A 14,817-nucleotide genomic window follows, 5' to 3' on the forward strand; every position below is an offset into this window, starting at 1 on the left:
TTATAATGCATTAACCTGATTAATACGAAGCCAAAGAAAAAACCTCATTCCCATATGGTTTTAATCGCTCCCTACCATTCAAAAAATCCAGGGAAATAATAAAAGAATAAGCTGCGACAGTTGCTTCCATTTGCATAACTAATTTAGACGCAGCAACCACTGTTCCTCCTGTCGCCAATAAATCATCGTGTACCAAAACTTTCTGTCCTTTAAGCAAGGCATCCTGATGGCACTCTATCATAGCACTACCATATTCAAGATCGTAAGATTGTTGTATAGTTTTATAAGGAAGCTTCCCTGCTTTCCTGATTGGGATAAAAGGTACATTTAGCAACTGCGCCAATGATGGACCAAATAAAAAACCCCGGCTTTCTATCCCTGCAACCACATCAATATCCACATTAAAAAGCTGTTCGGCCAAAGCGACCGTAATATCCTTGCATAAGCCTGGATCTTTTAATATCGGCGTAATGTCTTTAAAAATGATACCCGGCTTTGGAAAATCATTTACATCACGTACACTTTGTTTTATTCTCGATTCAATCATGATTAAAAAGTAAGGTAAGGAGCCAAACGTTCAATCATATCCTGACTAAAGATGGCGACCTTATTTAAGTCAGCAATATTACTATAATTTCCGTGTTGTTTTCTATACTCAATTATAGCATTTACTTGCTTATACCTTATATAAGGATGTCCTTTGAAATCTTCCAGTTTTGCAGTATTGATATTGATCTTTTTTAATTCCTTAGCATTTACAGAAATCTGGTTCTTAACCTCTTCAAACTTTGCAGAATCCAGTCCAAACACCTCAAGCAATTGCTCCTTTTTATAAAATCCGCCAACCCGTTCTCTATACTTTATTATCCTTTTGGCAAAACTTGCACCAATACCCCTTATCTGAATAAGAGTTACACTGTCAGCCCCATTTATTTCAACTATTTTTACTTTGGGAACAACACCATCGGCCTTTCCGTTAAAACTGTCCCCATGTTTTATCCCCTTTCCAATATCACTACTTTCAATTCGCACATAAGGATATAGCTTGGCGTACATCTTTTCATTAATAGTGTACATCTTCTGTACATCCTCTGCTTTCTTAAACCTCCCTCCTTTTGCTAAATATTTTAAAATAGCTGCCGATTGTTTAAATGACAGACCAAGCCTCTGCCATTCATCAGCATTAATAGTATTGGGATCAAACAAAAACAACGAATGCTTAACTTCATGTTTAACACGATGCTTTAAATTGACCTTCCCAAAAGCAGTAGTCTTTTTAATAGGTAACGATAGCCTTTTAATTGCCAAATGCTCAATCTCTGAATTATCTTCTTCGGGATTTACATAATCATATATATAGGGAATAGCGCTAATCATCAGTATTAGTACTATTAAAACCATAAGGCCATTGAATTCACGTTTACTGAAATCAAAATAAGCATTCAACAACTTTCTCATTGCCTAATCTATATCAGATTATTTTAAATAACCACCTGTTAAAGTTTTAGTCAGTAAAGCCTTTTTAAATTATTACCTATTCCTTACAGTGAATCCCTTTATATTTCAGGTTGTCCGCGATGATTAAAAATATAAATCTTACTTTTGAGGTTGGATAATGTTTCACAAACCGGAATTTAAATGAAGATCATAACTACCCAAGAGTTTGCAAAAGCTACCAAAATAGATAAGCTGGGCGTACCCGGACTTGCTGCTTTACTCATGGAGATGATGAAACTCAATGACATCAACAAAGTTTTTTCACAGAATGAACACTTTAATGGTTTAGAATTTGTCGACAAAATTCTAGAAACTATTGGCGTTAGTATTGATTTTGATGAAGACGACCTTAAAAACATTCCTAAAACCGGAGGTTTTATTGCGATTGCAAACCATCCCTATGGTGGTGTTGAAGGACTTGCTCTGGTAAAATTACTATGTACTGTAAGGCCAGAGGCAAAAGTAATGGTAAACTTCATACTTAAAAAGATTCCTAACCTAAGTGAATTCTTTGTAGCAGTAAACCCATTCGAAAATGTTCAGCATTCATCGAGTATCAGTGGTTTAAAGGCTACTTTCGACTTACTTCAAAGTGGGACACCTATAGGAATATTTCCAGCGGGTGAAGTTTCTACATTTAGTTTAGACAAGCAGGAAATTACAGATAGAATATGGCATCCGGTAGTTGGTAAATTAATTGCCAGAGCTAAATTACCTGTAGTACCTATTTATTTCCATGGCAACAACGGAGTTCTATTTAATATCCTGAGCTTTATTCATCCAACATTAAGAACAGCTAAACTACCTTCAGAATTTTTAAACAAACAAGGTTTAAAAATAAAAGTAAGAATTGGCAAGCCTATCAATATAGAAGATGTCTCTTATAGAAATAACACCAATAAGCTACTTGATTTCCTTAGAGCCCGCACCTATGCTCTTGGAACAGGCTTAGAGCAAGAGAAGAAACTATTTAACCCCATCAATCTTTTTAAGATAAAGAAAAAGCCTGAAGAAGTTATAGCAGAAACTGATCGAAATAAAATAGTAGAAGAAGTTGATCAACTTGAAAACTTTAGGGTATGGCAAGAAAAGAATTATGAGGTCTATATAGCTCCTACTGTTGCCATACCGAATATTTTAAGAGAGATTGGACGCTTAAGAGAAATTACTTTTAGAGAAGTTGGTGAAGGAACCAATAAAAAGATTGATCTAGACAACTACGACATTTATTATAATCACCTTTTCATCTGGGATAAGGAAAAACAAAATATTGTAGGTGCTTATCGTATCGGAAAAGGTGATGAGATTTTAAACACAATGGGCAGACGAGGTTTTTACCTTTCTGAACTCTTCAAAATCAAAGAACCTTTTTACCCAATCCTAAGAAGAGGAATTGAACTTGGAAGATCATGGATAAGAAAAGAATATCAGCAGAAGCCACTTCCACTTTTCTTGTTGTGGAAAGGTATTTTAAAATACTTGCTCGATAATCCACACTATCGTTACATGTTTGGCCCTGTAAGTATCAGCAATAATTTCTCTAAATTCTCTAAGTCGTTAATCGTAGATTATATTACTAAGAATCACTTTGATTATGAGCTAGCACATTATGTAAAGCCTAAAAATAAGTTTAAAGCAGATCTTTCTGCAATTGATAAGGATCTATTAATTGAAAGCAGCGATTCACTAAAAGATTTAGATAGTTTAATATCCGATATTGAAAACTCTCACATTAAGATACCGGTATTACTTAGACAGTACATGAATCTTAACGCCAAGATCATCTGTTTCAATATTGATCCCAAATTTTCTGATTGTCTTGATGGTTTTCTTGTTGTAGATATGCAGAATATCCCACCTGAAATGCTGGAGAAGATTGGTAAGAATTTTTAATTAAAAAAGCCCTGACATCCATCGGGGCTTTTTTAATCAACTAAACCTAAACGTATATAAATACTAACCAAATATTTATGCCACAAAAGTACTGGCATAATGTTAAGTGTCTGTTAACTGTCGGTTACTATATAATTTTATGCAGACAAAAACTTAATATACAATCACTGTTAATTCTGCGTATATTTAATGTTACCATAATATTAATTAATCCACAGAGCTATGGGCCGTTTGCTAAAAATATTCGGTACACTAATTTTACTTCTGGCTACGAACATTGTATATAGTCAAAACGCTAGTTACAATATTAGCTTCGAGTTCTATAATGATACCTTCAATCTTGAAGTTGATTCCTCTATCATCCTAAATACCCCTACAGAGCTTTCGGAGCAGTATATTAAGTCAAGCTACAATAAGGTAAATGCAGGCAAATACGCGTCTATGATAAAAGCTCTTACTACCTACAAAGAGAAACATCAGCTAAACGACTGGCTTTATTATCAACTGATCAGAAAAATAGCCCAACAGATTAGTCCTAAAAAGGATAATTATGAGCGTTATACCTTTTACAAATGGTTTCTTTTAGGTAAATCAGGCTACGATGCAAGACTTACCATTGCCGACAATCGAATCATATTTTATGTTTTTAACGATGAGGATATTTCTGACATACCCTTCATCATGTTTAAAAACAAAAAATACATGTGTCTAAACCATCACGATTATGCTTATGCCGACCTTAATAAGGTCCCTCCTCATGATATGATCAGCATTCCCGAAGCTAAGGAGGCATTTTCATACAAAGTAACCAGAATGCCTGATTTCAAGCCTGAAGACTATTATGAAAAACAACTCCAGTTTAGCTATAAACATAAAACCTACCATTTCAACATTAAGCTAAATCCTGATGTAGAATCTATTTTTGCCAACTATCCGGTAGTTGACTTTGAATCCTATTTTAACATCCCTTTAAGTAAAGAAACTTATGGTTCATTAATCCCACTGCTCAAAAAGAATGTGAGTGGGATGAAACAAAAGAAAGGCATTGACTACCTAATGCGTTTTACCAGATACGCATTTCTTTATGAGAACGACGAAGAGAATTTTGGAAAAGAAAAACGGCTCTCTCCTGAAGAGACACTATTTTCTAAGTATAGCGATTGCGATGATAGGGCCGCCTTGTTTTTTTATCTTGTAAAAGAGATATACGATGTCCCAATGATTGCCTTGTTATATCCAACCCATATAACGATGGCAGTTCAGTTTGATACCCCTATAGGAGGTGATCCTATAGTCTATAAAGGCAGAACCTACTCTATTTGTGAGCCTACACCACAGAGAGAAAACTTAAATATTGGACAAATGTCCTCTGAGTTAAAGAAGGTACCATATCAGGTAGTCTATGCTTATGAACCAAAGAAAAAGTAATCTAAGTAATCCCATATAACAGAAAAGCCTGTAAGCAATTGCTTACAGGCTTTTCTGTTATATTAAGAATCTTTAATTAAAATGTAGCACCTGCTGATGCACTAGAACCTGCTTTCAACAAGAAGTTTGGTGAAGTAAAACTAAAAGGATCTACTAATAGAGCTGCTGCTGCAGTTTGATCGATTATAGTGTTACCTTTAGAAGTAAGATATGCTTTTAATAAATCAGCATTCGCAAAAGAAGGAACAGTACCATCGGCAACCACATCTTTACCTGCTGTGAATGATTGATAAATATTATTTTTGATTAATGATGAACCATCAGTCAATGCATCTCCGGTTTCTTTATCACGGATATCAATTCCATATCTGAATCCGATAAATAAAGAGTTCGCAAGAATCATTTTAGAACCTTTTCTCCATAAGTTAGCATATTCATGTTTATTATTAGCTTCGGTTCCAGGGCCAATTATAGTCATGTTAGAAATAACAGGACGTGTTCTTGGGCTAACTGTAAAATCACCAGCAGAGTTATCAGACTCAATTCCATTAGATTGACCTGCCACATCTGATAATGATGGATCTCTTTGCGCTACAAGAAATTGTAATTTACCTGAAAAGCCGTTATCAAAATCGAAAACATCATCAACATTCGCAAAAGAAACAAGGTGTTTGGCATTTACCGTTCCGCCAAACCATTCAAATGAATCATCACCTGAATATGATATTTGCACATAATCAATAGTAGTACCTGAACCCACAGATCCTAAAGTTAATCCATTAATCTCATTATCTTTAGCAAAAGCGATACCTGGAAATTCAATACGTACATATTTTAATGAGCCTGAGTTATCAGCGGCGTCAGTACCTCCATGGTTACCTTCAGGAAGTGTTAAACCACCTTCAATAACACCTGTACCAGCTGGAAGGTTATTTGGCGCTTTACCCAAAAGGATAACACCACCCCAATCACCAGGAGCACGCTCACCAACAGCAAGGTTAGAAGTAAATATAACTGGTTTATCTGCTGTACCTTCAGCTACTAGTTTGGCTCCACGGGTTACTACTAATGTACCTTTTGAAACTTTATCTCCTCTGATTACTGTACCCGCTGGAATAGTTAATGTTACACCCTCTTTTACATATACAAATCCAGATAGTTTGTAGACTTTAGTTGCATCCAGTGTAGTATTTGCAGAGATAGTACCTTTCAATTCTTCTGTTGCGGTTCCATAAACTGTAGTTTTAGGATTATAATTTGTCCATTTAGTGGTCCAATCTGTAGTACCAAAAGCACCTCTGTAAGCTACTTTATCAAAAAATGAATCTGCTAAAGATTCATTAGAATCTGTTGGAGGTGGATCTACTGGTCCAGTGCTATCTTTTTTACAGCTAGAAACCACTGTAGCTCCTGCAATTAAAACAGCTAATAAGCTTAAATTTAAATTGTTTTTCATTTCTTCTTTATTATTTGTTCAAATTTATACCTGTCAGATTAACCCATTATTAAATAAGGATTAACAATGACCTCTATATATGTTAATTAATTGTTACCTATTTAATAGTATATGAAAGGCTTAATGAAACTGTCGATCCAAAACGATCTGCAATATTGATGTGATCTGTATTTTTATCAAAAGCGGCATTAGGCTCCGAACCTTTTGGTTTTTGATAATAAATAGCTTTATTGTTTAAGATATCACTATAGTTAAGTTTAACCTCAGCTCTTGATTTTGCAAATTTTTGTGAAAGTTGTAAATCAAGTACATTTCTAGGATTCTCATAGATATCCGGGTCACGTACGTTTCCAACAACCCAAATACGTTTACCTATTCTGTTAAATAATAAGGTTACACTTGAAGGGTTTTCAGTTTTTGAAGTATACTGTAAGCCAGCATTTATCAAGTAAGGCGACTGCCCTTGCATCGGTCTCTTTCCAGTTGAATTAACAGTTGTAGGTACTTTTACTTCAGATTTAATATATGAAGCATTTGCATTAAATGTGAAATTACTAAACTGATCTCCTATAAACCCTAATGTCTTTCTGAACTCAGCTTCTATACCATATAATGTAGCAGATTCGGCGTTAAAATAACCAAAGGATCTTCCTGAAGCAGCTGGATCAAGCTGTTGCTCAATAGGAGAATCAAAATGTTTAAAAAATGCAGATGCGGTGAATGCTTCTCCAGAAGCAGGATATAAAGCATAGCCTAAATCTACATTTGTTGTTTTAGATTGTCTAAGCTTAGGTTCACCAAACACGTTAACATTTTTATTGAAATCATAGAAAGAGAACGGAGCAATTTCTCTAAACTCCGGTCTACCTACAGTTTGAGAAGCTGACAAACGAACACTGGCTTTCTCAGTAAGATTATAAATTAAGTTTGCTGAAGGAAGTACATTTAAATAGGTTGTATCTACCTTTAATGCTCTTGAGGAGTTATCAGTACTATTCAATTTTTGGCTAAAAGATTCTATTCTCGCTCCTATACCTAATCTTAATTTTTCAGTTAGGTAACCATCAAACATCACATAACCTGCATTAAGAAGTGAGTTCGCATCATACTTATCAGATCCATTTGTACCTTCGTCAATAATGAATCCACCCGGGCCTATATTCTTAGAATCGAAGATTTGATCCTGAGGTAATTTTAATAGATCATTGTTAAACCCTGTTGCACTTTGTATAAAGCCAATGTTTCTGGCACTAAAATCTCTCTGTCTATATTGACCGAAATAACCTAGTTTAATTTTATTGTTATCTCTAAACCACTTTACAGGAATAGTTAAATCAGCTGAACCACCATAACTATTCTCATTTAATAAAGAAGAGAAGTTTCCCCCAAATCCGGCTGAGGCACTACCTGATGAAGGTATACTTGCCATTAAGATACCATCGCCAGAATCAGTATATTCCATTCTTTTATAACCTGGCTCTTTTCTATCAATATTTGAAAAATTCAGCCCCCAATCTAACTTAATTTTACTTACTGAAGATAGCAAATGATTACCAGTTAGCTGACTTGACAGTAATGAACGTTGTAATAAATAATCACCGGTTCTGCTAAACCCACTTCCACTTTCATCAATCCCTTCACGTAAAATAAACTGACTTTCAAGAACTCTATTATATAAGTTTTTTAAAGCAATTTTATTTGTGCCCCATGAGTACGCAAAATTTGCCAGGCCACCAATATTCGTATTATAATTATATGCATTATCATGATACTTATCTCCCACATTCTGACCAGTATAAGCAATTTGATCACTTTCTTTTAAGCGTTCATCATATCTGTAAGTTAAAGATAATATGGTTCCGAACTTACTGTCGTTTTTAAATACTTTGCTTGTTCCGTAATTAGCCTGGAAGTTTGGCCCTAACGTTGAAGTTATCTTATTATATCCCCAATTATTAGAGAATTGCTTTGATAATGCAAATCGCTCTGCTTCTGGTTTAGCAATGTAGTCAGTTCTTGATGGGAAAGCTGCCGGAATATCCCGTCTCTTATCATAAAAACCGAATATCTCATTCCCACTCTTCTGTGGAGCCAGGAAATCCTTAAATGCCGATTGAGTATTATACGAAGTTCCTAACGAAAGATTTAAGAATCTGCTGTCTGGAAAATCTTTAGTAGTAATCTGAACAACACCACCTGAAAAATCTGCCGGCATATCTGCTGATGCCGTTTTATTAATAACAATAGCGTCTATTAGGTTAGAAGGGATAATATCAAAAGAGAATGCTTTTTTATCAACCTCAGTATTCGGTAAGATAGAGTTATTTAGCATGGCAGAATTATACCTGTCTGATAATCCACGAACAATAATATACTTATTATCCTGAATACTAGCTCCACTTACTCTTTTTAATACTTCTGAAGTATTTTTATCTGGACTCTTTTTGATAAGTTCTGCAGATATACCACTAGAAATACTAATACTTGATTTCTGGTTAGCATATAAAGTATTTATAGATTCTTTATTAACATTAGCAGTAATGACAACCTCATTAAGACTCTGATCATTAGAATCGTCCATAATAAGGTCAAGCACGGTTGAACTGTTTGCCTTTACCTCTACATCAGAAATACTTTTAGATGTATAGCCAATATAAGATGCTTCAATTGTATATTTTCCTGGTGCAATGCCTCCGATTAGATATCTTCCTTCTACATCTGTACCTGCGCCTTTTGTTGTACCTGCAATCTTAACCGTAACACCAATAAGTGTCTCACCGGTTTTTTTATCAGATACCTTTCCTGAAATTTTGCCTGTTTGTGCAAATACTGCTGTGCCGATAATTACAAATAAGGCTGTAATTATTGCCTTTTTAAGATTTAGTTGTGATTTCAATTTGCCGTATATTAATTTTCAGCAAAGCTATTACCACAATGTTAGGTATATGTTAGATGTAAATTACCATTCGTTTATCAGAATGTTAACTCTATGTTAAGTGCTATTAGGCTCAGTATCTTAGCCCAACTTTTTTACAAATAAAGTGCAATAACCAAATTGGGCCGATTAATAGGAACTTAACATCATCTAAAAATGAAGGCTTCTTTCCTTCAATTTTATGCCCTATAAACTGTCCTATCCATGCAACCACAAAGATTACCAAGCATACAAGCCACAATGCAGGGCCACCACTTGCTTCCAGTTTTTCCAATTGAACAATCCCCATGCTCATACCAAAAATAAGCAACAACATAAGGTATGACAATACAGGTGAAAGCTTTAAATAGTAATAGATAGAAAATGCGATCAGGAAAGAAGCCCAGTTCAAGTAACCATTATACTTACCTAGAAACTCTAAATGCGGAAAAGGAATTGCCCACACTAAACCCAATAAACTAAATACAATTAGCGGAACACATATCCAGTGAATAATTTCATTTGAAGGGTTTTGATGACTCTCTGCATATTTATCAAAAAGGACATCCACTGCACTTCTTTGTTCCGTTTTCATATTGTTATAAGTTTACTGAGTAAAAATAAAAAAAGCGACAGAATAAACCGTCGCTTTTATGAAATATTAATAACCTACAACAATCGCGTAGGCTTGTTTATACTATTTTGCAAAAGAAACCGATCTGGTTTCCCTGATCACGGTTACTTTTATCTGACCTGGATAAGTCATTTCAGTCTGAATACGATTCGAAATATCAGCTGCTAATAACTCAGCTTGTTGATCAGTAACTCTTTCACTTTCAACTACAACTCTAAGCTCTCTACCTGCCTGAATTGCAAATGTTTTCTCTACACCTGGATAAGAAAGAGCAAGCTCTTCTAATTCTTTTAATCGCTTAATATAGCTTTCAACAACCTCGCGTCTTGCACCAGGACGTGCGCCAGATATTGCATCACAAGCCTGAACAATTGGAGATATCATTGAAGTCATTTCTATCTCGTCGTGGTGAGCTCCGATAGCGTTGCAAATTTCTGGATGCTCTTTATACTTTTCAGCCAATTGCATACCCAAAATAGCGTGAGGTAATTCCGGATTGTCATCAGGTACTTTACCTATATCATGCAATAGACCTGCGCGCTTAGCCATTTTAGCATTTAAACCAAGTTCTGCAGCCATAGTAGCACAGAAATTAGCAACCTCACGTGAGTGATGTAATAAGTTTTGTCCGTAAGATGAACGGTAACGCATACGACCAACCATTCTGATCAACTCAGGGTGTAAACCATGAATACCTAAATCAATTACAGTACGCTCTCCAATCTCTACAATCTCATCCTCAATCTGTTTCTTTGTTTTAGCAACTACCTCTTCAATACGGGCAGGGTGAATCCTACCATCCGTAACCAAACGGTGTAATGCCAAACGTGCAATTTCTCTTCTTACCGGATCAAATCCTGATAAGATGATTGCTTCCGGAGTATCATCAACAATAATCTCAATACCTGTAGCAGCTTCTAAGGCACGAATGTTACGGCCTTCACGTCCAATAACACGTCCTTTAATTTCATCACTTTCAATATGAAAAACAGAAACTGTATTCTCTATCGCAGCCTCAACAGCAGTACGTTGTATGGTCTGTATAACTACTTTCTTTGCTTCTTTTGTTGCAGTTAGCTTAGCCTCATCAACAATATCCTTAACCTGGATCATTGCCTGAGTACGCGCTTCCTGCTTCATAGTTTCAACCAACTGGCTTTTTGCTTCATCAGCACTTAAACCTGCAATAGTTTCTAATTGCTTTACATGTTGATTTTTTAACAACTCAACCTCTTCCTGTTTCTTTACTGCAATTTCAGTTTGTTTCTCCAGGTTCTTTTTGTGGTTGTCCAGCTCTTGGTCTTTGCGGTTAGCATTTTCAAGTTTCTGGTTTAAAGACTGCTCTTTTTGCTTTAATGTATTCTCGCGTTGGTTGATCTGATTGTTTTTTGTATTTACTTCCTGCTCGTGTTCAGATTTCATTTGCAGAAACTTCTCTTTTGCTTCTAGTAACCTGTCTTTCTTTAAGATCTCGGCATTACTTTCTGCATCTTTAAGTATTTTCTTCACTTTGCTCTGAACTGCAATCTCCTGCTTTTTAAGCAAGCTACGCAGCAGGTATCTGCCTATCAAAATGCCGAGTACTAAGCCGGCAAGTACGTATCCCAATATTTCCATTCTATTTTTCTATATAAAACAGCCTACACATGATGTATCGCTGTTAAAAATTGTTTAAAAAAAAGCCGCAACTAACTTTATTAAGTCCCAAAGTTTTAAAAACCTCAACGAATTATAATTAGGATTTAAGTCATTTTCAGGTACATAAATGCAAATGAAATACACCTTCTTAATCCTATAAATATTGAAGTGTTAAGTTTTAAAAATAATGAAACTCAAAAACCTAGCTACGGCTAATATCTTTGTTATCTTAACTAATATAAAGAACGATCTTATTTTGAGAAAAAATCATTTAATAAACTATCCAGTTCTTCCACCTTCTCGGTCACAGCAGTATCCTGATCCTGAACCTTGTTTTCTACCCTCAATACTGCGGTTGCATAATGCAGTACTGCCATAGAAAGCAAATCCTGTTTATCGCGAACGGCATAATTTTCCTGATAGTCCTTTATGCGCTCGTTAATAATCTTGGCTGCTCGCCTTACAATTTCTTCCTCCTCCGTATTAACCTTTAAGGGATAGATACGATCGGAAATAGTTATTTTTATAGAGATTTCTCCCATTTCTTAGCTTTGTTTCACTTTCAAGTATTGCTTATTTTTTAAGTAATACAACACACTTGTCTATTTCACGCACAAAATCGTTAATTTTTTGCTTTATATCAAGTGTCTTTTCACTTGTGCCATCAATACTTTTAGCAAGCTTCAAAACTCTAAGCTTTTCTTCGAGCTCATTGTTCTTAACTTTCGAGGTATCAAGGGCAACTTTTACTGATTGGTTTTCAAGCTTTAATAAATCATTTTCCTCTTGCAAAGCATTACAAAGCTCTATTAAACGAGTTGTTTTTTGTAATACTGAATTTAACTGATCTGCTACAGAAGACATTCTACTAAAGTTGATTTTTATTTAAAATTTTTATTTCTCGGAAAATACCAATCTATTTTCTGATTTCTGCTTTCGCTGTTTGCGCTAAGTTAGATATAATCTTTTGCATAACGGAATCAATCTGTTTATCAGTTAGTGTTTGCTCTTCATCTTGAAGTGTAAAATTAAGTGCATAAGACTTTTTACCGGCCGGCAATTTATCTCCAACGTAAACATCAAACACCTGTACATTCTTAATCAGTTTCCGCTCTGTTTTGAATGCAATGGTCTTTAAATCATCAAAAGTAACGTTTGTATCTACCAGCATCGATAAATCTCTCCTTACTGACGGATACTTTGAAACCTCTTTATTTATAATTTTATTCTTCCTAACAATATCTAAAAGTTGTGCCCAATCAAAATCGGCATAATAAACATCTTTATCAATATCTGCTTTCTTTTTATCTGCAGCAGTTACCCCTCCAAAGGTTACAATTGCCTTTTCACCTCTAAAGTATTTTAAACCAAAAACAAAATTTTCATCTTTAACCTCTTCAGTTTGATAGTTAGTTATGCCTAAACGACCTATAACTGCATCAACTGCCGCTTTTAAATTGTAAAAACTTACCGGAGAAGCTTTATGATTCCATTGCTCAGATTGATTAGAACCCGACAATAAGATCAATAAACGCGGACGCTCTACATATTTCTCATTTATCAAATGGTAAGTTTTACCAAATTCATAAAACTTAATATCTGCAGTTTTCCTGTTTAGGTTATAAGCAACGCTCTCCAAGGCAGGCAAAAGCAACTCCTGGCGCATTACATTTAAATCTGAACTTAATGGGTTTAAAATCTGTACTGCTTGCTCCGGCAACTTTGAGTATGCTCCCTTTGTTAATGAATTACACCAAATCTCTAAAAACCCATTGGCAGTTAACATATCAGCAATAACATGCTGTGTTTGCTCTCTATCTGGTTTAGCGCTATAAGATAATGACGCATTTATTTTACTTGGAATTTCAATGTTGTTGTAACCATAAATCCTTAAAACCTCCTCGGTAATATCACATTCACGGGTTACATCAACTTTAAAGCTAGGTACTTTTAAATCCAAACCTTCGGCTGTCTCTTTAGTTACCTCGATACCTAATGCTGTAATTATGCTTTTAATTTCTTCAGCAGGAATATTAGCTCCAATCAGCTTATTGATGTTTTGATAGCTCACTTCAACATCAAAAGGCTTTATCGGATTAGCATAAATATCTGAAATCGAAGATGCAATTTCTCCACCTGCCAATTCCTGAATTAATAAAGCTGCACGTCTTAAAGCAAAAGTTGTAATCTCTGGATCTGCACCACGTTCATATCTAAACGAAGCATCAGTTTTTAAACCATGGCGTTTAGAAGTTTTACGTACAGCTACTGAATCAAAATAAGCACTTTCAAGGAATACATTTTTGGTATCCTCAGTTATTCCTGAAGTTTTACCTCCAAAAACACCTGCAATACACATTGGCCCTTCTGCATTACAAATCATCAAATCGTCAGCAGAAAGCTTACGCTCAACTCCATCAAGAGTTACAAAAGGCGTTCCTTCTGCACATTTCTTAACAAACACCTGAGCTCCTTTTATTTGATCCGCATCAAAAGCATGAAGAGGCAAACCCAAATCATGTAAAACATAATTCGTTATATCAACAATGTTATTGATTGGTCTAATGCCTATTACTTTTAATTTATCCTGAAGCCAATCCGGAGAAGTTTTAACAGTAATACCACTTATGGTAACACTGCTATAACGTGGGCAAGCATCAGTATCTTCAACCTTAACATCTATTTTAAGGTTTTCATTATTAATTTTAAAACCAGAAACATCAGGCATCTGAATACTGGCACGAAAATAAGCAGCTAAATCTCTGGCTACGCCTAAATGCGATGTAGCATCTGCCCTATTAGGGGTTAAACCGATCTCAAAAAGATAATCATCTTCTAATTTAAAATATACGTTAGCTGCAATGCCAATTTCGGTATCAGCTGGCAAAACAAGAATTCCATCATGAGACACGCCCAAACCAATCTCATCTTCAGCACAGATCATCCCTTCGGATACCTCGCCTCTTATTTTTGATTTGTTAATTTTGAAAGGCTCCCCTTCATTAGGATAAACAGTTGTACCAACAGTAGCAACTATAACCTTTTGTCCTTGAGCTACGTTTGGAGCACCACAAACGATCTGCAAAACATCTGGCCCACCAACATCAACTGTTGTTACACGAAGACGATCTGCATTAGGATGTTGTACACAAGTTAATACATGACCTACAACCAATCCTTCCAAACCACCAGCGACAGGCTGTACAGTTTCTAAGCTTTCCACTTCCAATCCTATATTGGTTAATATAAGAGAAAGTTCCTGAGGTGTTTTATCCGTTTGTATGAATTGTTTAAGCCAATTGTATGATATTTTCATTATGTGGTATCTAGTATGAAATACTGGGGAAAATGCAAAGA

Annotated in this window: 11 protein-coding genes; 2 read left to right on the forward strand and 9 right to left on the reverse strand. The window is 35.3% G+C overall.

The window, feature by feature from the left end; translation table 11 throughout:
* Positions 1 to 19: 19 nt before the first annotated feature.
* Positions 20 to 547, reverse strand: a complete 528-nt coding sequence (locus tag J1905_RS17540) for an adenine phosphoribosyltransferase (protein ID WP_214228569.1) — start codon at positions 545 to 547, stop codon at positions 20 to 22.
* A gap of 2 nt (positions 548 to 549) precedes the next feature.
* The gene (locus tag J1905_RS17545; protein ID WP_214228570.1) at positions 550 to 1,458 is read right to left on the reverse strand and encodes a ComEA family DNA-binding protein; all 909 of its coding nucleotides are present in this window, start codon (positions 1,456 to 1,458) and stop codon (positions 550 to 552) included.
* 180 nt (positions 1,459 to 1,638) lie between these two features.
* Between J1905_RS17545 and J1905_RS17550 the strand changes: the two genes are divergently transcribed.
* A complete protein-coding gene (locus J1905_RS17550; RefSeq protein ID WP_214228571.1) occupies positions 1,639 to 3,390 on the forward strand; it encodes a bifunctional lysophospholipid acyltransferase family protein/GNAT family N-acetyltransferase in 1,752 nt (583 codons plus the stop codon).
* Positions 3,391 to 3,612: 222 nt separating this feature from the next.
* A complete protein-coding gene (locus tag J1905_RS17555) occupies positions 3,613 to 4,818 on the forward strand; it encodes a hypothetical protein (RefSeq protein WP_214228572.1) in 1,206 nt (401 codons plus the stop codon).
* Between the two features lie 76 nt (positions 4,819 to 4,894).
* Here J1905_RS17555 and J1905_RS17560 read toward each other — a convergent pair whose 3' ends face one another.
* The 7 genes from J1905_RS17560 to pheT all read right to left on the reverse strand — a co-directional run bounded on the left by J1905_RS17560 (position 4,895) and on the right by pheT (position 14,776).
* On the reverse strand, positions 4,895 to 6,274 hold the full coding sequence (locus J1905_RS17560; RefSeq protein WP_214228573.1) for a beta-helix domain-containing protein: 1,380 nt from the start codon (positions 6,272 to 6,274) through the stop codon (positions 4,895 to 4,897).
* A 97-nt stretch (positions 6,275 to 6,371) separates the two neighbouring features.
* Entirely contained in the window at positions 6,372 to 9,170 is a 2,799-nt protein-coding gene (locus J1905_RS17565) for a TonB-dependent receptor (protein ID WP_214228574.1), read from the reverse strand.
* 112 nt (positions 9,171 to 9,282) lie between these two features.
* Entirely contained in the window at positions 9,283 to 9,783 is a 501-nt protein-coding gene (locus J1905_RS17570; protein WP_108206541.1) for an Mpo1 family 2-hydroxy fatty acid dioxygenase, read from the reverse strand.
* Positions 9,784 to 9,885: 102 nt separating this feature from the next.
* The gene (gene rny / locus J1905_RS17575; protein WP_108206540.1) at positions 9,886 to 11,439 is read right to left on the reverse strand and encodes a ribonuclease Y; all 1,554 of its coding nucleotides are present in this window, start codon (positions 11,437 to 11,439) and stop codon (positions 9,886 to 9,888) included.
* 272 nt (positions 11,440 to 11,711) lie between these two features.
* The gene (locus J1905_RS17580) at positions 11,712 to 12,002 is read right to left on the reverse strand and encodes a cell division protein ZapA (RefSeq protein ID WP_048907316.1); all 291 of its coding nucleotides are present in this window, start codon (positions 12,000 to 12,002) and stop codon (positions 11,712 to 11,714) included.
* 31 nt (positions 12,003 to 12,033) lie between these two features.
* The gene (locus J1905_RS17585; RefSeq protein WP_108206538.1) at positions 12,034 to 12,324 is read right to left on the reverse strand and encodes a hypothetical protein; all 291 of its coding nucleotides are present in this window, start codon (positions 12,322 to 12,324) and stop codon (positions 12,034 to 12,036) included.
* A 52-nt stretch (positions 12,325 to 12,376) separates the two neighbouring features.
* A complete protein-coding gene (pheT, locus tag J1905_RS17590) occupies positions 12,377 to 14,776 on the reverse strand; it encodes a phenylalanine--tRNA ligase subunit beta (protein ID WP_214228575.1) in 2,400 nt (799 codons plus the stop codon).
* Positions 14,777 to 14,817: the final 41 nt, after the last annotated feature.

The sequence above is a fragment of the Pedobacter sp. B4-66 genome (assembly GCF_018492665.1).
GTDB lineage: Bacteria > Bacteroidota > Bacteroidia > Sphingobacteriales > Sphingobacteriaceae > Pedobacter.

Excerpts from the sequence above, each read along its gene's own strand:
- rny (WP_108206540.1), bottom strand. The coding sequence starts at position 11,439 with ATGGAAATATTGGGATACGTACTTGCCGGCTTAGTACTCGGCATTTTG.
- pheT (WP_214228575.1), bottom strand. The coding sequence starts at position 14,776 with ATGAAAATATCATACAATTGGCTTAAACAATTCATACAAACGGATAAA.
- J1905_RS17585 (WP_108206538.1), bottom strand. The coding sequence starts at position 12,324 with ATGTCTTCTGTAGCAGATCAGTTAAATTCAGTATTACAAAAAACAACT.
- J1905_RS17545 (WP_214228570.1), bottom strand. The coding sequence starts at position 1,458 with ATGAGAAAGTTGTTGAATGCTTATTTTGATTTCAGTAAACGTGAATTC.
- J1905_RS17580 (WP_048907316.1), bottom strand. The coding sequence starts at position 12,002 with ATGGGAGAAATCTCTATAAAAATAACTATTTCCGATCGTATCTATCCC.
- J1905_RS17560 (WP_214228573.1), bottom strand. The coding sequence starts at position 6,274 with ATGAAAAACAATTTAAATTTAAGCTTATTAGCTGTTTTAATTGCAGGA.
- J1905_RS17555 (WP_214228572.1), top strand. The coding sequence starts at position 3,613 with ATGGGCCGTTTGCTAAAAATATTCGGTACACTAATTTTACTTCTGGCT.
- J1905_RS17570 (WP_108206541.1), bottom strand. The coding sequence starts at position 9,783 with ATGAAAACGGAACAAAGAAGTGCAGTGGATGTCCTTTTTGATAAATAT.
- J1905_RS17550 (WP_214228571.1), top strand. The coding sequence starts at position 1,639 with ATGAAGATCATAACTACCCAAGAGTTTGCAAAAGCTACCAAAATAGAT.
- J1905_RS17540 (WP_214228569.1), bottom strand. The coding sequence starts at position 547 with ATGATTGAATCGAGAATAAAACAAAGTGTACGTGATGTAAATGATTTT.